This is a genomic window from Caballeronia sp. 11_S32 (assembly GCF_056930355.1).
Genome location: NZ_JBXOWH010000004.1, coordinates 1263000 through 1280134, shown reverse-complemented (window position 1 = coordinate 1280134; position 17135 = coordinate 1263000). Strand labels below are relative to the sequence as shown.

The following is a 17135-nucleotide window of genomic DNA, read 5'->3' as shown; positions in this document are numbered from 1 at the left end:
CCTTCAACACGAAGCTCGGCTTGCCGGCGTCGCGCCTCCTTTCTAGGCGAGCAGGACGGCGCAGCACGTCTTGTAGCGTGAGTCGCGCGCCGGCTTGCCGTCCATCGCGGGGTTGATCGCCCGTGTGCACGCGTCGAAGTCGCGCCGGTCAGCCGCATCATTGCAGCCGCGTGACTTCCAGTACCACCCGGCGCTGCGCGCCGCGAGCAGATCGTTCGTCGCGAGCTGATCCGGATCATTCACCAGGTCCACGCCGAGCGCGCGGCCGGCGTCGCGATAGTTGTCCTTGAACGTAACCTGCTTCAGCCCGCGCCCTCGATAACGCCAGCCGTCTCCGCTTGCCGCGTCGCCATTACCGAACCGGCCGCCATAGGCCAGGTTCGCGATTTGCTGCTGCCTTGCGATGGGAACGGTGCTTTCGCCTGCGTGTCGTCCAAGCTGGGCGCGCATGCCCGCGGGAATGCGCGAGAAGATTTTCAGTGCGTCCGGCGAATAGTTGAAGCTTTCGCTCAGCAGCCTGAATCCGCCGCTCTCATGTCCCATTTGCGCGAGCCACGCGGCAAGACGGCTGGGCGTGTCGATGTCGAACTCGTCGGCGGCAGCCGTGATCGGCAGGATCCATCGTTCGGCGAGCGCGGGTGAAAGATTCGCCGCGCGCTGGAATGTGTTCATGTCCATACGGCCTCCGAAAGAAAGTTCCACTCAAACATGATAGGGCGTCTGGCTTTGATCGATCGTCCGTTTTTGATCGCACGCTGGTATTGATCGAACGCGGCGACGCACGTGCATCACTGACTCACATCACCGCTGGTTAGTCAATACGCAAAGAGTGGCATACCTATAGCGTCTGAAAAATCCTAAGTTAAATACGCCACCCCCGCGCTTCATCCACCGGGTAGCGGTGCTAAAGAACTTCGATAAAGCGCCTGTGTCTCCATACATAAAAAGCTATGGACGGGATGGACTTTCAGTTGCCCACTTTCCTTTCGCAGTGGCCGTTATTGGCTTGTGCTCAGGCGCCGGGAATCACATATAACGCCGCGCAATAAGATCGCGTGTATCCGCACGATGATGCCGGATCGTTTTGTCTTTTCGGTTTCATGATTTGGAATGCTTACGATAATGTTCATCGAAAATTGACCATGTTCGGAGGGGTGCATCATGCCAATCACCGGAAGCGTTTCTGAGAGCATTACGCGCAGTCGTAGCGTGATCAACGTCCGGAGCGGAGCGGGAGGGCCAGCCGGATTCTTTGTCGAGAATGCCGCCAATGCGGGAACGATGCTCTTCGTCGTGCGCGACCGGCCTTTTGTCTTCACCGTTTCCGGCTCGGGTAGACGAGGCTTTCAGGCGCGGCTCGAGGTGCGTGGCCGCGAGCGGCCCGGCGCGCCGACGCAGGCCATGGTCGTGCAGAGCGCGGACAACTTCGACCCGAACGGCGTCGATAGCCAGGGCACGGTGCTGCTCGATCACTGGCGCGACAGCAATCGCGCTCTGTCCGCGGTCGCGCGGGACATGGTCAGTCTCGACGGCTCCGACATCGACCCGGACGATCGCCAGGTCATCACGCTCAAGGTGCTCCCGCTCATCCAGGTCGACGCGGCCGGCTTGCGCTGGACCGACCTCGGCCCGTTCTGCTCGCGCCAGGAGTACGAAGAGCTCGCGGCGCTGATGGCCGCCTATGCGGCCGGCAAGCGCATCGACAACGTGCAGCGGGACGGCATCGGCAAGTTGCTCAAACATTTGCGCGAACTGAAAAGCACGGAAGGCATCTTCGATGTGGATACGCAGTTCGTTTCGGAGGGCATTGCCGGACGCGTGTCGCAACGTGAACTGACCGACACCGATGCGCTCTTCGATGTGCCCGCCGACTTCTCGCGACCGGTGGCGGTCAAGCCCGCCGTCGCGCCCGCGCCCGCGCCTGCGCCGGCACCGGCTCCGGCGCCCGTGCAGCCCGCCGTTTTGCAGGCGGTGCTGACCGAGACGGGCGCGCGCAAGGGTTATCTCGCGCATGGCGCTCAGATCGCCGCACGACCGGCCGTGCCGATCGTCGCTGTCCAGGGCGGCGGCGAGGTGACGGTCGACATGACGGTGATCATCGTGGACTCGCCGGAGGCGCTCGAACTCGCGCGCAGCAAGATCAAGCCGGCATAGCGGAGGAGGGGCTCAACATGATCAGCTATACGCTGCAGGCGCGCGACGGCAAGTCCCGCGCCGACGCCGCGCCCGATGGCGCGACGCTCGCCGAGTTGCGCAAGGTCTTTGTCAGCACGGGCGAAATGGACGCCGAGGATCAGTTCCGCAGCGGCACCAGCGCGGTCGCCCTCAAGGTCGTGCCCACCGCCGATGAAGCCAAGACGGCGATCGCCGACAGCATGGTCGTGGCGATCGTGCCGATCCGGCGCAGCATCTCCTTCACCGACAAGACCGGCACGAAGCGGCCGGTTTTCGTGCGGCCCGACGAGACGCTCGGCCAGTTCCGCAAGAACAACGCGGCGCTGGTCGCGGACACCGACGTCTTCATGATCGATGGCAAGCCGCTCGCCACCGCCGACGAGGACAGCACCTATCTGCGCCGCTTCGAGGACCTCGCGGTCAAGCGCGAAACCGTGCCGACGCCCGCGCCGAAGGTCTACAAGCTGCTTCTGCTCAAGGACGGCGGCAAGCCAAAGGCGATCGACTGGCCGGGTGGCGGCGAAGAGAAGACGCTCAAGGATCTGCGCGCCTTTCTGAAGGAAGACGCGCCTGCCGATCTGCCTTTTCTCGACAGCGCGCAGAAGCCCGTGCCGCTCGACATGGAGCCTTTCGAAACCGTGGGCGGCAAGCTCGGCAAGGCCGACGACAAGCTCGGGCTCCTGCGTTTCCGCTTCGAGAGCCCGCGCAAGCGTAACGCCGCGACGACGCCGGGTGCATCGCCCTCGGGATCGGCGAGCAGCGCAGCCGCGGCGGCGGCCGCTGCTGCGGCCGGAACCACGCCGACTCTGCGCGATACGCAGGACCTGCTCGCGCCATTTCTCGGCCGGCCGAACATTCCGCCCGGCGCGCCGCAGGACGTCTTCGACCGTATGGATGTCTCCGAGCAGGCGTCGTTGCTCGCCGCGATGCGTCATCTGCACGGCTTGCGGTTTGTGCTCGCCGACGGCGGCTACGAGCTCGATCGCGCGCTGCGCCCGGCCCTCGACGCCGAATGGACGGAAGACTTCGTCGCGGTGGTTCGTCCGATCACATCGACGCGCTTTTCGGCTTCCGCGAGCCAGGTGCGCACGCTCGACTCGATCGCGTCCTCGTTGTCGTGGAATGTGGGCGGAGGCGTCGGGGTGGAGGGCAAGGCGGCGAGCCTCTCCGTCAAGTCGGACTACAAGGACGAAACGACGCGGTCGAAAGAAGCGGCGCGCAGCGAGCTGCACTTGCGGGTCGAGTATCTCGTCGCGCGCGGCGAGGTGGTCATCGATCCGCGCAGCATCGTTCTTTCGAAGGCGTTTTTCGAAGATGCCAGCGCGCTCGCCGCACAGCTCCGGAGCAAGCCGGGCGAAGACGCCGTCGGCGCGCTCGCACGCATCCTCGACAGCTACGGCACGCATGTGCCGCTGCGCACGATATTCGGCGGCAAGCTGATCTATCGGCAGGACCGCGAGATCGACGCCAATACCGACAAGAACAAGCAGGTGCGCGACTTCAGCAGCGACGTGCAGGGCACCTACAAGGCGGTGACCGTGAGCGCGCGAGGCGGGTTCAAGACGGAAGAGTCCGCGGCCAAGATCTACGAATCCGCGAAACAGGCGATCGAAGTGACCGCGTCGGGCGGCAATCCCGCGCTCGCGCTCGATCCCTATGGCTGGGCCGCGACGCTGAGCCACAGCGGGTGGTGGAACGTGATCGCCTTCGCCGACGTCGTGCCGCTCCTTTCGCTGCTTCCCGCCGACCTCAAGGAAGCCATCATCCCCGTCCTGCTGAAGTCGAACGAGCTTGCGGCCACGCTTTCCACGCCGATCGACTGGGCGACGTATCGCGCGCAGATGCTGAAGGAGCTGGTTCGCCTCCAGCGCGGCGGCGAGGAGATCAGCTTCGACGCAAGCCCCGCGCCGCCGCCGGTCCAGCCCGTCGCGCCGCCGGTGGCCGCGCCGCAGCCGGCCCCCGTGCAGGCAGGGCAACCGCAACCGCAACCGCAGCCGCCGCAATCGCAATCGCAATCGCCACCGCAAGCCCAGCCGCAATCCCAACCCCAACCGGTCAAGCCAGGAGGCGAGGAGGTGGACATCTGAAATGAATTTCGGGCCGCTCCCGATCGTCGGTGTGCGGCGAGACTGCAGAGGACAGGACCATGAACATCGAGAAGATCAGTCTGAAGAACGGCGGGGGGTTCGTCGCCAAGCTACACGTGATCGCCGCGCCGGCCACCGGCGGCGAAGGCAAGACCTATCCCGACAACAACGACATCCCGCTCGGTCAGGAGCGCACGGTCGACCTGGCCGCGCTCAACGTGCCGGACGGCTCGAAGGTCAAGCTCAAGGCCATCGTGGTCTGGGGCAACGACAACGAAGCGCAGCAGGCTTTCACCTACCAGAAGGGTTGCGGGAAGACGGCGCACTACAGCATCACCGGCACGACTCTGAGCAACGACCTCGGACTCATCAACGTCAATTGAATTTTCAGGGAGCGCATCATGGGGCAATACGTTCAGCAGGTCCGCGTGCGAGGCCAGGACATCGACTGGACCGCGCAGTCCGGCGACTGGGAGACACAGTCGCTGTCGCTTTCGGGACAAAACCCGCCGCAGCTCGTGCAGCATGGGACGTATCAGATCACCATTCCGGGCGAGAACGAGAGCGCCTGGATGTTCATGGGCATGGACGGCACGATCCTGAACTTCGCGCTCTACGGCGGCTGAACGGACCGTCGCTTGCGTGCTTTCGCCGGATGCAGGGCAATCGCCGTTGGCGGCTGCATCCGGGCTATCGGGGTCTTCGTCGTTCGTGTACCTTATCCGGCTGCAATGCTTCTTTCGTGCAACCGGAGCCCGTGACGTATGACGAAGACCAACGAATATCAGCAGCCCATCGGCGAAGCGGTGATCGACTGGAAGGCGCGCGAGCGGCCCGCGCGCATCGGCATCGACGGGGCGCATTGCCGTATCGAGCCGCTCGACGTGGATCGCCACGCAGCCGATCTATTCGAGGCCTATGGCCAGGCACCGGACGGCAGCGACTGGACCTATCTCTTCGTCGGGCCATTCACGGACTTCGCGGCCTTTCGCGACTATCTGACCAAAGCCGCGGCATCGGCCGATCCGCTGCACTACACCGTTATCGATTCGGCGCGCGGCAAGGCGGTCGGGACGATCGCGCTGATGCGCATCGAGCCCGTGCACGGTGTCATCGAAGTGGGAAGCGTCACGTTTTCGCCATTGCTCAAGCAAACGCGCATTTCAACGGAAGCGCAATATCTGCTGATGCGCTATGTCTTCGACGATCTCGGCTACCGTCGCTACGAATGGAAGTGCGACAGCCTGAACGCGCCCTCGCGCAAGACCGCGCTCAGGCTCGGCTTCGAGTTCGAAGGCATCTTCAGGCAGGCGATCGTCTACAAGGGACGCAATCGCGATACGGCCTGGTACGCGATCATCGACCAGGACTGGCCGCGCATCCGGCGCGGATTCGAGCGCTGGCTCGCCGACGACAACTTCGATTCGAACGGCACGCAGCGCGCGCCGCTTGCGCAATTGCGGGACGCGTGACGACCGCAAGCGCTTCAAACGCGAGTATCGTGTCGACTGGACATCGTCCTCACGAGGGGAGGCGCTCATGGTCACCACGAACTCGCAGTCCGGCACGAATGTCGAGGAAATCGCGGATGGCGTGTATCGCATCAATACGCCTGTCGTGCTGCCCGGCGAAGCGGGCGGCTTTTCCTTCAATCAGTACCTGATCGTCGACGACGAGCCGCTGCTCTTCCATACCGGACCGCGCAAGATGTTTCCGCTGGTGCGCGAAGCGCTCGCCAGCGTCATCGATCCGGCGACGCTGCGGCACATCGCGTTCTCTCATGTCGAAGCAGACGAATGCGGTTCGCTCAACGAGTGGCTCGCTATCGCGCCCGAGGCCGCGCCGCTGTGCGGCACCGTCGCGGCAATGGTGTCCATCGCGGACCTCGCCGACCGCGCGCCGGTGGCCCTTGCCGATAACCAGACCATCACGCTAGGACGCCATGGCGTGCGATGGATCGACACGCCGCATCTGCCGCACGCATGGGAATGCGGCTTCCTGATGGAAGAGCGCACGCGCACGCTGCTATGCGGCGATCTCTTCACGCAAGGCGGCGCGACGCTGCCGGCGCTCACCACATCCGACATCCTGGGCCCGAGCGAAGCGTTCCGGCGCAGCATGGATTACTTCTCCCACACGCGCAATGCCGATGCGATGTTCGAGCGCCTCGCGCAACTCGAGCCGACGACGCTCGCGTGCATGCACGGCAGCGCATGGAGCGGCGACGGCGCGAGCCTGTTGCGCGCACTGGCGCAGAGCGTGCATCAATGACGCGCCGCGTCGCGCTTCTCCAGCACACGTCCGATATACGCGAAGTTCGCGCCGATCTGCCCGAGCGCGAACGAGAGCGCGCTCATTGCCTGCACGCGCGACGCATCGCAGCGTGAACGCAGGCTTGCGTCGATGTGAGATTGGACGCGGGCGTGCGCGTCGTCGAGCGGTTGCAGCGAGCTTTCGCTTGCCGGCAGCGGCGCACCGCTTCGCATATAGGCCGCGAGGCGGTCCAGATAGGCGGTTCCGCAGCGCCGCACCACATCGACATGTTCGAGCAGCAGCCTGCGATCTTCATCGTCGAGCGCGCCGGATTCGGATTCGCCGGTGCGATCGAGCAGCACGAGACCATGCCACAGCGTTTCGATCGCGAACAGCACGGCGCCGAGCGACGGGCCGCCGGCGAAGCGCGCCCTGATGCGCGCCTCGCCGCAGACCGCGCGGGCATCCACGAGGTGACGCATAAAGCGTTCGTGCAGCGCATCGACGGATACGCGGCTGTCGGCGCGGCCGAGTATCGGCAGAACGTGCAGCAGCTCGCGGCAGTCGTCGAGCAGATTCGCCATTATGCCGAACGCGCGCGAGCGGGCGAATTGCGGCCACACCGTGACCGACACCGCGATGCCGGTCGCCGCGCCGAGGATGATCGCCTCGGCGCGCGAGAAGGCGCCCGCGATATCCGACGAAGGCTCGAGCGCAATCGCTGCGGCCACGACGATGCTGTAATTGGTGGCGGGAAAGATCGTCGAGGCGAGACAGGTGATCGACGTGGCGAAGGCGAGCCTCATGAGCGCATCCGCGCCCGCCGGAAACAGATGCACCGCCGCAAGACCGACGACGGTGCCCGCGACCGCGCCGGTCATCTGGCCGAGGCCGTGCTTAAGGCTGCGGTCGAAGCTCACCTGCAACGTGAAGAGGCTGGAAAACACGGCCCATGAAACGCTCGCCGAGCCAATCAGCTTCATGACGGCGTAGCACAGCACGCTCGCAATCAGGGACTGCGTGCAGATGCGCAATGCGTCGGCGCGATGCGTGCGCCAGTCGCGAAGAGGGTTGGCGTTCATCCGAACCTCTCAGCAAGCGCTCTGCCTGCGCGTGCGTCCGCCGATGGTACGGTGCTTGCTCGTGCGCCTGGGGCATCGGTTGCGTATTGCGATCGAGCACGCACTCCGCCCATCGACGAATGAACGACAGACACGCCATCCACACGCGCTCGCGCAGGCCGCTCGATCGCGAGCTCGAAACCGCGCTGCGCCGCGTCTTCGGCTTTCCGCATCTGCGGCCGGGTCAGGAAGACGTCATCCGCAGCGTGCTGGACGGCCACGATACGCTGGCCGTGATGCCCACCGGCGCGGGCAAATCGCTGTGCTATCAGTTGCCCGCGCTGCAGTTCGACGGCGTGACGATCATCGTGTCGCCGCTCATTTCGCTCATGCGCGATCAGGCCACGAAGCTGATCGAAGCGGGCATCGCGACCGCCGTGCTCAACAGCGCGCTATCGGCGGGCGAGGCGCGCGAGGCCATGCAAGCCATTGCGCGGCACGAGATCCGCATGCTGTTCGTCACGCCCGAGCGTCTCGTCGATGCCGAATTCACCGCCGAGCTCACCGCGAAGAACATGCCGCCGATCGCGCTGGCGGTGATCGACGAAGCGCATTGCATCTCGCAGTGGGGCCACGATTTCCGTCCCGCCTACGTCGAGCTGATTCACGCGATCAGGACGCTCGGCCGCCCGCCCGTGCTCGCGCTCACCGCGACGGCGACGCCCGCCGTCATCGTCGATATCGTGCGCGAGCTCGAGATGCGGCACGCCCATGTGATTCACACAGGCGTGTATCGCGACAACCTGCATTTCAGCGTCGAGCAGCTGACCAATCCCGAGGACAGGCGAAAGCGCGCCATCGCGCTCGCGACGAGCGAGCAGGGCAGCGGCATCGTGTATTGCGCGACGGTCGCGGAATGCGAGGCGCTTCATGCGGCGCTCGTGGAAGCGGGCGTCGAGGCCGAGCGCTATCACGGCAAGCTGCCGTCGGGGGCGCGGTCTTCGTCGCAGGATGCGTTCATGGAGAACCGCGCGCGCGTGATGGTCGCGACCAATGCGTTCGGCATGGGCATCGACAAGCCCGACATACGCTTCGTCATTCTTGCGCAGATGCCGGGCAGCCTCGATGCGTACTATCAGGAAGCAGGGCGCGCCGGGCGCGATGGCGAGCCCGCGCGCTGCACGCTGCTCTTCGAAATGAAGGACCGGCAGGTGCAGCAGTTCTTCATGAGCGGACGCTATCCGAGTGCCGAGACCATCGCGCGGGTTGCGCAGACGGTGCGCGAGCTTGCGCTCGAAGACAGCGGCCGCACGCTCGACAAGCCGCTTGCGCGTCTGCGCGATGCGTTGCCGAACGTGGGCGCGAACAAGCTGCGCGTCGCCGCGACGCTGCTCAACGATATCGGCATGACACGGCGCACGTGGCGCGGGGGCATGAAGCTCGTCGACGATGACGCGTCTTCCGCGAAGCTCGACGATGCCTCGCGCGACTATGCGGCCCGCGCCGAGCGCGATCGCGTGGTGCTCGAACGCATGATCGGGTATGCGCAGAGCGCGCAGTGCCGCTGGCGCATGCTGCTCGACTATTTCGCCGACGGCATGAACGACGGCCGCGCCTGTGCGCCGCTGCATGCGAGCGACGTGGATTACCGCGTACCCGATGACGAGCTCGGCGGCGGGAACTGCGGCGTGTGCGACAACTGCGTGCATCCGCCGGAGGTGATCGAGAGTCCGCGCGAAGTGCGCGAGCAAACGCGCGTGAAGAAAGATGCAACGGCAAAGCGCAAGGCAGCCGGCTTCACGCAGGGCGAGCGCGTGCGGGTGCGCCGCTATGGCGAGGGCGTCGTCGAAATGGTCAGCGGCGAGCGCGTCGCCGTGCGCTTTCCCGACGACGAGACGCGCACATTCATCGCGCGCTATGTGCGGCGTGCCGTCGCTCGCTGATCGGCGCAATCGCCATCGCCATAAACAAATGACGAAATATTGGTTAGCCGGGCTCGCGTGCTCATCGAGAATGGAGACTCGTTAGTTCGAGTTGCAGCGAGGATCGAAGATGAGTGAGCGCAGCGCGTGGAATGCACGGGTAACGGGTGTTTCGTCCTTGTCGCCGGTCACGCTCGTGACCGTGCCGGGTTTGCACGGCAGCGAGGACGCGCATTGGCAGACCTGGCTGGAGCGCGAGATGCCCGGCGCGCGGCGCGTCGAGCAGCGCGACTGGGATGCGCCGAATCTCGCCATCTGGAGCGATGCCGTACTCGATGTGCTCGCGAGCATCGATGGTCCCGTCGTGCTTGCAGCGCATAGCTTTGGCTGTCTCGCGACGGCGCATGCGTTGTCGCACGCGGGAGCGGCTCAGGCGCATGCGGCGAATGTCAAGGGCGTGCTGTTCGTCGCGCCCGCGAGCCCGGCCAAGTTCCGTTTCGCGGGTGCGTTCAGCGCGCGCCGGCTCGATACGCTCTCGCTCGTCGTCGGCAGCGAGACCGATCCGTGGATGCCGCTCGACGAAGCGCGCACGCTCGCGCAGCGCTGGAACAGCGCGTTCGTGAATCTCGGTGACGCGGGGCATATCAACACATCGGCGGGATTCGGGCCCTGGCCGCTCGCGAAGCATTTCATCGAAACGCTCGCGCGGCGCGTGTCGCCCGAATACGAGGAAGAGGCGCAGCGCGCGTACGGCTGATCCCGCTGCCTGAACGAGTGCGATGCATGCGTGGCCGCCTTCGGGCGGCCTTTGTCTGTTTCTCTGTTTGTGTTGTGCGGTTCGAACCCCTGTCTCTGGAGAAAAAATGGCGGTCTATAAGAAGCTGGTCATCGCGGCTGCGCTCGGCATGGCGGCGAATTTCGCGTATGCCGACACGACGCTGCTCAACGTGTCCTACGATGTGACGCGCGAGCTGTACAAGGACATCGACGCGGCCTTCGTCGCGGATTACAGGAAAAAGACCGGCGAGACGGTATCGGTGCGGCAGTCGCATGGCGCATCGAGCGCGCAGGCGTTGTCGGTGATGCAAGGTCTGCAGGCCGATGTTGTGACGATGAACCAGCCCAACGACATCGACCTGCTTGCCGAGCGCGGCCAGCTCGTGCCCGCGAACTGGCGCAGCCGCCTGCCCGATAGCAGCGCGCCCTACACGACGACAATGGTCTTCCTCGTCCACAAGGGCAATCCGAAGCACATCAAGGACTGGAACGATCTCGCGCGCCCCGGCGTGCAGGTGGTGATCGCGAATCCGAAGACATCGGGCAACGGGCGCTATGCATATCTTGCGGCGTGGGGCTACAAGAAGCAGCAGGGCGCGAGCGACTCAGCGGCGCAGGACTTCGAGAAAGCCATCTTCAAAAACGTGCCCGTGCTCGATGCGGGCGGACGCGGCGCGACGACGACCTTCACGCAGCGCGGTATCGGCGATGTGCTCGTCACGTTCGAGAACGAAGTCGGCCTGATGAGCGCGGGGCCGGGCGCGAAGGACTTCGACGCGGTGTATCCGTCGGTGAGCCTGCTCGCGGAGCCGCCGGTGTCGATCGTCGACAAGGTGGTGGACAAGCGCGGCACGCGCAAAGAGGCGCAGGCGTACCTCGACTTCCTGTTCACGCCCGCCGCGCAGGAGATCATCGCGCAGCATCATCTGCGTCCGCGCGATGCAGCCGTGCTCGCGAAGCACGCGAGCGAGTTCAGGCCGCTGAAGACGTTCACCGTCGAGCAGATGTTCGGAAGCTGGCAGAAGGCGCAGCAGGCGCATTTCGCCGATGGCGGCACGTTCGATCAGGTGGTCGCCGACAAGAACTGACGCCGCCGCTGCGCCGCGCGCGGGCACGGCCGCTTTCGACTTACTTCACCGTGCTTTCGCCGCCTTGCTGCGAGACGCGCGCGGCGTTTGCCACGGGCGAGCCCATCGCCTGGAACAGCGCGGCGGTGTCGCTCATGCGCGCGCTGCTCGCGCGGATCGTCGATAGCCGCGCGTTGAGGTACTGCTGCTCGCTGCCGCGTGCGGCGCGCGGCGGGATCGCACCGAGACGCACGCGCGCCGCCGCATCCGACGATGCATCGCGCGCCGCGCGGCTCGCGCTGTCGGCGAAGGCGAGCGCCTCGCTATCGGTTTCGAGCGACGCCAGCGTGTTCGCGACATTCTGGAACGCCGCGAGCACGGTCTGCTTGTATTGCTCGACGGCGGCGTCATACGTGGCAATGGCCGCGCGCCGTTGCGCGAGCAGCGCGCCGCCATGAAAGATCGGCTGCGACAGCGACGCGCCGATGCTCCACAGCGCGCCCGCGCCCGAGAGCGCCGTCGGCCAGTTGAAGCCGCCTTTGCCCATCGATGCGGATATCGACAGGCTCGGGAACAATTGCGCCGTCGCGGCGCCGACCTGCGCGGCGGCCGCTTTCAACGCGGCATCGGCGGCCTGGATGTCGGGGCGCGTCTGCAACAGCTCGGAAGGCAGCACGACGGGCACATCGGATGGCACGGTAAGGCTCGCGAGATCGAGATCGTCGGGCGCGCGGTCCGGCGTGCGGCCGAGCAGGACGGCGAGCGCGTGACGCATCGCGAGCCATTGAGCGCGCAAGCCCGGCAACTGCGACGCGAGCGACGCCGCGTTCTGCTGCGCGGCGAGCATGTCGGCGCGCGATGCCGAGCCGAGTGCGTAACGGCGTTCGGCATCGTGCGCGTCGTCGTTCGCGAGCGCGACGAGGCGCCCGGTCACGTCGATCTGCGCATGCAATGCCGCCGCGCCGATCGCGCCCGTCACGACGTTCGCGGCGAGCGCGCGTCGCGCGGCATCGAGCTGGAAGGCTTGTTGATCGACCTGCGCGGCGAGCGACGCATTCGCGAAGCGCGCGGCGCCGAAGAGATCGAACGTGTACTGCGCCTGAATCTGCCCGACGAAAAGGTTGTAGAGCACGGTCGGCGGCCCGGCCTCCGGAATGCCGAAGCCGCGTTGACGTGACGCTTGCCCGGTCGCGTCGATCGATGGCAACAGCGACGAACCCACTTGCGCGCGCAACTGCTCATGCGCCGCGACGAGACTCTTGTCGGCGGCGGCGAGATTCGGGCTCGCGCGCAGACCTTCATCGACGAGCGCATTCAGCGCGTCCGAGCGATACAGCTTCCACCATTCGGGCACGGGTTTCGCGCCGACTTCGAAACGCTGCGAGGCGCCTTCCGCCGTGACGCTCGCTTCCGTTTGCGGCTCTGTGCCGTAATGCGCGGGCTGCGGCATCGCGGGCGGCTTGCCGTCGGGGCCGAGCGCGCAGGCGCCGAGCGTCATGCACGCGAAAGTCATCAATAGCGCTCGATTCATGACGATGCTCCTTCGCGTTCGTCCAGCTTCACGCGAAACCACGCCGCGTAGAGCGCGGGCAGATAGAAGAGGGTGAGCACGGTCGCGCTCGTGATGCCGCCCATCAGCGCGGTCGCCATCGGGCCGAAGAAGTTGCTGCGCAGAAGCGGAATCAGCGCGAGCACGGCGGCGGCGGCGGTCAGCACGATAGGCCGGAAACGCCGCACCGTCGCGCCGATGATCGCATCGAAACGCTTGTACCCCGACGCGATGTCCTGCTCGATCTGATCGACGAGAATCACCGAGTTGCGCATGATGATGCCGAACATCGCGATGACGCCGAGCATTGCCACGAAGCCGAACGGCTTGCCGAACGCGAGCAGCGTCACGACCACGCCGATCAAACCGAGCGGCGCGGTGAGCACGACCATCATCACGCGCGAGAAGCTTTGCAACTGGATCATCAGGAGCGTCAGCACGACGATCACCATGATCGGAATCTGCGCGTTGATCGACGCCTGGCCCTTGCCGCTTTCCTCCACCGATCCGCCCACTTCGACGCGATACCCCACCGGCAGCGCGCGGCGAATCTCGTCGAGCTTCTTGTCGATGGCGTGCGTCACGTCGATGCCTTGCGCATCGCCCTTCACGTCGGATTGCACGGTGATGGTCGGCTGGCGGTCACGTTCCCAGACCACGCCGTATTCGAGCGTATCGACGACGCGGCCCAGCGCGCTCAACGGCACCGGTCCGTGCGGCGTCGGCATCGCGAGGGTCGCGAGCCGCGAAGGATCGACGCGCTCGGCACGCGGCGCGCGCAGATCGACGCTGATGAGCTTGTCGCGCTCGCGGTACTGCGTGACCGTGGTGCCGGTCAGGGTCATCGCGAGAAAGCTCGATACGTCCTGCGACGTCACGCCCGCATCGCGCGCTTTCTGCTGATCGATCTCGAAGCGCAACGAGCGCTCGGAAGGCTCGTCCCAGTCGAACTGCACATTGGCCGTTCGCGAATCGGCGCGCATGTCCGCGGCCACCTGCTCGGCGATATGACGCACCGTGCCGATATCGTCGCCGCTCACGCGGAACTGCACCGGATAGCCGACCGGCGGTCCGTTCTCCAGACGCGAAAGACGCGTGCGCACCGCGGGGAAACGCTCGCGCAGCATCGGTTCGAGCCAGCGCGCGAGCGCTTCGCGCGCTTCGACCGACTTCGCGGTGACGACGAACTGCGCGAAGTTCGGCGTCGGCAATTGCTGATCGAGCGGCAGATAGAAACGCGGCGCGCCGGTGCCGACGAAGCTCACCACGTGATCGATCTCATCGCGGCCCTTCAGGGCTTCTTCGAGCCGTTTCGCTTCGCGCAAGCTCGCCTCGAACGATGCGCCTTCCTGCAGGCGCACATCGATCAGCAACTCGGGACGATCCGAGCTCGGGAAGAACTGCTGCGGCACGAGCGTGAAGCCCGCCATCGCGATGACGAACAGCACGACCGTGATCGCGAGCACGACGAAGCGCCGCTCCACGCACCAGCCGACCCAGCGGCGCAGGCGTCCATAGAACTTGGTGTCGTAGATATCGTGCTCGTGATCGTCGGGCAGATGCGCTTCCTTCTTGCGCTCGGGCAGGAGCTTGTAGCCGAGCAAGGGAATCAGCACGACCGCCGCGAGCCACGACGCGATCAGCGCGATCGCCGAGACTTCGAAGATCGAGCGCGTGTATTCGCCGGTGCTCGATTTCGCGAGCGCGATCGGCAGGAAACCCGCGACGGTGACGAGCGTGCCGGTCAGCATCGGGAACGCGGTGCTCGTGTACGCGAACGCGGCGGCGCGCGTGCGGTTCCAGCCCTGCTCGAGCTTCACGGCCATCATCTCGACGGCGATGATCGCGTCATCGACGAGAAGGCCGAGCGCGAGAATCAGCGTGCCGAGCGAAACCTTGTGCAGGCCGATATCGAACAGATACATGAAGAGCGCGGTGACGGCGAGCACGATCGGAATCGAGATCACGACGACCATGCCGGTTCGCACGCCGAGCGACACGAGACTCACGATCAGCACGATGACGACCGCTTCCGCGACCGCTTCGAGGAAGTCGTCGACCGAATGCGAGACCGCGTGCGGCATGCTGGAGACTTCGGTGAGCTTCAGACCCGCGGGTAGTTGGGCGCGCAACTTGATCATCTGCTCGTCGAGCGACTTGCCGAGACGCACCACGTCCTCGCCCGGCTGCATCGAGATGCCGATGCCGAGCACGGGCGCGCCCGCCGAGCGCATCTGCGTGGCGGGCGGATCGATATAGCCGCGCCTGATCGTGGCGATATCGCCGAGCCGGAACGAGCGGCCGTTCACGTTGATGAGCGTATCCGCGAGCGCGGCCAGGTTCCTGAACTGTCCGCTCGGGCGCACGAACACGCGGTCGTTGGGCGTCGTCAGAACGCCCGCGGGCGAGACGGCGTTCTGGCCGTCGATGGCCTGCGCGATCTGCTGCGGCGAAATGTTCAGGCGCGTGAGCGTCGTGTTGGGAATCTCCACATAGATGCGTTCTTCCTGATCGCCGAAGTAATCGACCTTCGCGACGCCCGGCACGCGCAAGAGCACGGTGCGTAGTGCATCGGCGTAATCGTGCAGTTGCGCGGGCGAAAAGCCGTCGCCTTCGAGCGCGTAGATGTTCGTGTAGACATCGCCGAATTCGTCGTTGAAGAACGGGCCTTGCACGCCGGGCGGCAGGGTCGCGGCGATATCGCCCACTTTCTTGCGGATCTGATACCACTCCTCGGGCACGTCCTTCGCGGGCGCGGAGTCCTTCATCTGAAAGAAGATGAGCGATTCGCCCGGACGCGAATAACTGCGCATGAAATCCGTGTACGGCGTTTCCTGCAGCTTGCGCGCGATGCGGTCCGTCACTTCTTCCTGCACCTGACGCGCGGTTGCGCCGGGCCAGAAGGTGCGAATGACCATCACGCGGAACGTGAAGGGCGGATCTTCCGATTGCGCGAGCCGCGTGTAGGCCAGAATGCCGAAGAGCGTCGCCATTGCGATGAGAAACACGACGAGCGCCCGATGCCGCAGCGCCCACGCCGACAGATTGAAGCTGCCTTCTTCGTCGCGATGTGCGTTGTCGTCTTCGCGAGTGTCGCTCATGACGCGAAGTCCTCGGGATGCAGCGGCGCCACGACACGCACCTTCTCGCCCGCGCTGACCGTGTGCACGCCCTGCCACACGATGCGCTCGCCCGCCGCGATGCCGCTCGCGAGCGTCACGGTGCGCTCGCCGTAACGCGCGACTTCCACGCGCCGAAGCTCGAGCGCATCGCCGGGCTGCTTCACGATCCACACGGCGGGATGGCCGTTGTCGTGGAAGAGCGCGGTCGACGGAATGGTGAACGCGCCTTTCGCTCCGTTGCCGGCGTCGAAGGCGATATCCGCCGTCATGCCGAGGCGCACATCGGGCGTCGGCGCTTCGAGCGTGAGCTTCGCGCGCCAGGTGCGGCTTTGCGTATCGGCGGCGGGTGAGAGCTCGCGCACGCGCGCCTTGAAGGTCTGCTTCGGCAATGCCGCGAGTTTTACGCTCGCTTCGCGGCCGACGGCGAACGCGGTGAGCGCGGCTTCGGGCACGTCGCAGATCACGTCGATATCGCCGCTCCATGCGAGCGTGTAGACGGCCTGGCCCGCGGTGACGTTCTGGCCGGTGTCGGCCTGCTCGGCGGTGATGACGCCCGCGTGATCGGCGGTGAGCGTCGCGTAGCGCAGCTGATCGCCCGACAGCGCCGCCTGCTGCTGCGCCTGATTGCGCTGCGCGAGCGCGGATGCATAGGCGTTCTGGGTCTGTTCGAGCTGCGCCGGCGCGATGAGATTCTCGGCGGCCTGCGCGCGATCGCGGTCGAGCTGCTGCTTCGCGTACACGAGCTGATGCTCGGCGGCGTCGAGCTGCGCGCGGGCGCTCGCGCTGTTTTTCTCGGCATCGGCGGGATCGAGCCGGGCGACGACCTGGCCCGCCTTCACGCTGTCGCCGAGGCGCACGCGGCGCTCGAGAATCTTGCCGTTGATACGAAAGGAAAGCGGTGTCGAATAGCGCGACTGAATCTGCCCGGGCAGGCTCGACGTGCCCGCGTGACCATCCGCCTGCGCCGCGACGGCGACGACGGGACGCGGTGCGGGAGCGGGCGCTTCATGGCGCTTGCAGGCGACGAGCGATATGCAGACGACCGGAACGACTGCCGCGCGCGCCACGACGGACGCGGGTGAGTGGAAGAGCTTCACAGGAACCTCGGCGCCCGCAAGGGCA

Annotated in this window: 13 protein-coding genes and 1 pseudogene; 9 read left to right on the top strand and 5 right to left on the bottom strand. The window is 65.8% G+C overall.

Annotated elements, in window-relative coordinates; genetic code table 11:
• Positions 1–42: 42 nt before the first annotated feature.
• Complete coding sequence (locus AC1Z32_RS32045) at positions 43–678, bottom strand: glycoside hydrolase family 19 protein (protein WP_483482844.1); 636 nt, start codon at positions 676–678, stop codon at positions 43–45.
• A gap of 531 nt (positions 679–1209) precedes the next feature.
• On the opposite strand from AC1Z32_RS32045, the gene AC1Z32_RS32040 reads away from it, so the two are divergent.
• From AC1Z32_RS32040 to AC1Z32_RS32015, 6 genes and pseudogenes are all read left to right on the top strand, one after another.
• Complete coding sequence (locus AC1Z32_RS32040) at positions 1210–2154, top strand: hypothetical protein (protein ID WP_483482843.1); 945 nt, start codon at positions 1210–1212, stop codon at positions 2152–2154.
• Positions 2155–2171: 17 nt separating this feature from the next.
• Positions 2172–4262, top strand: coding sequence for an MAC/perforin domain-containing protein (locus AC1Z32_RS32035; RefSeq protein ID WP_483482842.1), 2091 nt, complete (start codon positions 2172–2174; stop codon positions 4260–4262).
• Between the two features lie 59 nt (positions 4263–4321).
• Entirely contained in the window at positions 4322–4645 is a 324-nt protein-coding gene (locus AC1Z32_RS32030; RefSeq protein ID WP_483482841.1) for a hypothetical protein, read from the top strand.
• Between the two features lie 18 nt (positions 4646–4663).
• Positions 4664–4888, top strand: a complete 225-nt coding sequence (locus tag AC1Z32_RS32025) for a hypothetical protein (RefSeq protein ID WP_483482840.1) — start codon at positions 4664–4666, stop codon at positions 4886–4888.
• A 138-nt stretch (positions 4889–5026) separates the two neighbouring features.
• Positions 5027–5731: pseudogene (locus AC1Z32_RS32020) on the top strand (GNAT family N-acetyltransferase); the annotation flags it as partial.
• A gap of 70 nt (positions 5732–5801) precedes the next feature.
• A complete protein-coding gene (locus tag AC1Z32_RS32015) occupies positions 5802–6533 on the top strand; it encodes an oxygen-binding di-iron domain-containing protein (protein WP_483482839.1) in 732 nt (243 codons plus the stop codon).
• Here AC1Z32_RS32015 and AC1Z32_RS32010 read toward each other — a convergent pair.
• Positions 6527–7597, bottom strand: a complete 1071-nt coding sequence (locus AC1Z32_RS32010; protein ID WP_483482838.1) for an FUSC family protein — start codon at positions 7595–7597, stop codon at positions 6527–6529. The genes AC1Z32_RS32015 and AC1Z32_RS32010 overlap by 7 nt on opposite strands.
• Before the next feature lie 119 nt (positions 7598–7716).
• Here AC1Z32_RS32010 and AC1Z32_RS32005 point away from each other — a divergent pair, with 119 nt between their 5' ends.
• The 3 genes from AC1Z32_RS32005 to AC1Z32_RS31995 all read left to right on the top strand — a co-directional run bounded on the left by AC1Z32_RS32005 (position 7717) and on the right by AC1Z32_RS31995 (position 11363).
• Complete coding sequence (locus AC1Z32_RS32005) at positions 7717–9519, top strand: RecQ family ATP-dependent DNA helicase (RefSeq protein ID WP_483482837.1); 1803 nt, start codon at positions 7717–7719, stop codon at positions 9517–9519.
• Between the two features lie 109 nt (positions 9520–9628).
• Positions 9629–10255: an RBBP9/YdeN family alpha/beta hydrolase gene (locus AC1Z32_RS32000; protein ID WP_483482836.1), complete on the top strand. Its 627-nt coding sequence runs from the start codon at positions 9629–9631 to the stop codon at positions 10253–10255.
• Positions 10256–10361: 106 nt separating this feature from the next.
• The gene (locus tag AC1Z32_RS31995) at positions 10362–11363 is read left to right on the top strand and encodes a sulfate ABC transporter substrate-binding protein (RefSeq protein WP_483482835.1); all 1002 of its coding nucleotides are present in this window, start codon (positions 10362–10364) and stop codon (positions 11361–11363) included.
• Positions 11364–11403: 40 nt separating this feature from the next.
• Here the strand turns inward: AC1Z32_RS31995 and AC1Z32_RS31990 are convergent, their stop codons facing one another.
• From AC1Z32_RS31990 to AC1Z32_RS31980, 3 genes are read right to left on the bottom strand one after another with little or no spacing between them, the layout of a single operon-like run.
• Positions 11404–12873, bottom strand: a complete 1470-nt coding sequence (locus AC1Z32_RS31990) for an efflux transporter outer membrane subunit (protein WP_483482834.1) — start codon at positions 12871–12873, stop codon at positions 11404–11406.
• Complete coding sequence (locus AC1Z32_RS31985) at positions 12870–15992, bottom strand: efflux RND transporter permease subunit (RefSeq protein ID WP_483482833.1); 3123 nt, start codon at positions 15990–15992, stop codon at positions 12870–12872. The genes AC1Z32_RS31990 and AC1Z32_RS31985 overlap by 4 nt, the downstream gene beginning before the upstream one ends.
• Complete coding sequence (locus tag AC1Z32_RS31980) at positions 15989–17110, bottom strand: efflux RND transporter periplasmic adaptor subunit (protein ID WP_483482832.1); 1122 nt, start codon at positions 17108–17110, stop codon at positions 15989–15991. Before AC1Z32_RS31980 ends, AC1Z32_RS31985 begins: the two co-directional genes overlap by 4 nt.
• Positions 17111–17135 lie beyond the last annotated feature (25 nt).

Bases quoted from the DNA above. Each gene is read 5' to 3' on its own strand.
- AC1Z32_RS32045 (WP_483482844.1), bottom strand. From the start codon at position 678: ATGGACATGAACACATTCCAGCGCGCGGCGAATCTTTCACCCGCGCTC.
- AC1Z32_RS32035 (WP_483482842.1), top strand. From the start codon at position 2,172: ATGATCAGCTATACGCTGCAGGCGCGCGACGGCAAGTCCCGCGCCGAC.
- AC1Z32_RS32030 (WP_483482841.1), top strand. From the start codon at position 4,322: ATGAACATCGAGAAGATCAGTCTGAAGAACGGCGGGGGGTTCGTCGCC.
- AC1Z32_RS32025 (WP_483482840.1), top strand. From the start codon at position 4,664: ATGGGGCAATACGTTCAGCAGGTCCGCGTGCGAGGCCAGGACATCGAC.
- AC1Z32_RS32015 (WP_483482839.1), top strand. From the start codon at position 5,802: ATGGTCACCACGAACTCGCAGTCCGGCACGAATGTCGAGGAAATCGCG.
- AC1Z32_RS32010 (WP_483482838.1), bottom strand. From the start codon at position 7,597: ATGAACGCCAACCCTCTTCGCGACTGGCGCACGCATCGCGCCGACGCA.
- AC1Z32_RS32005 (WP_483482837.1), top strand. From the start codon at position 7,717: ATGAACGACAGACACGCCATCCACACGCGCTCGCGCAGGCCGCTCGAT.
- AC1Z32_RS32000 (WP_483482836.1), top strand. From the start codon at position 9,629: ATGAGTGAGCGCAGCGCGTGGAATGCACGGGTAACGGGTGTTTCGTCC.
- AC1Z32_RS31995 (WP_483482835.1), top strand. From the start codon at position 10,362: ATGGCGGTCTATAAGAAGCTGGTCATCGCGGCTGCGCTCGGCATGGCG.
- AC1Z32_RS31990 (WP_483482834.1), bottom strand. From the start codon at position 12,873: ATGAATCGAGCGCTATTGATGACTTTCGCGTGCATGACGCTCGGCGCC.
- AC1Z32_RS31985 (WP_483482833.1), bottom strand. From the start codon at position 15,992: ATGAGCGACACTCGCGAAGACGACAACGCACATCGCGACGAAGAAGGC.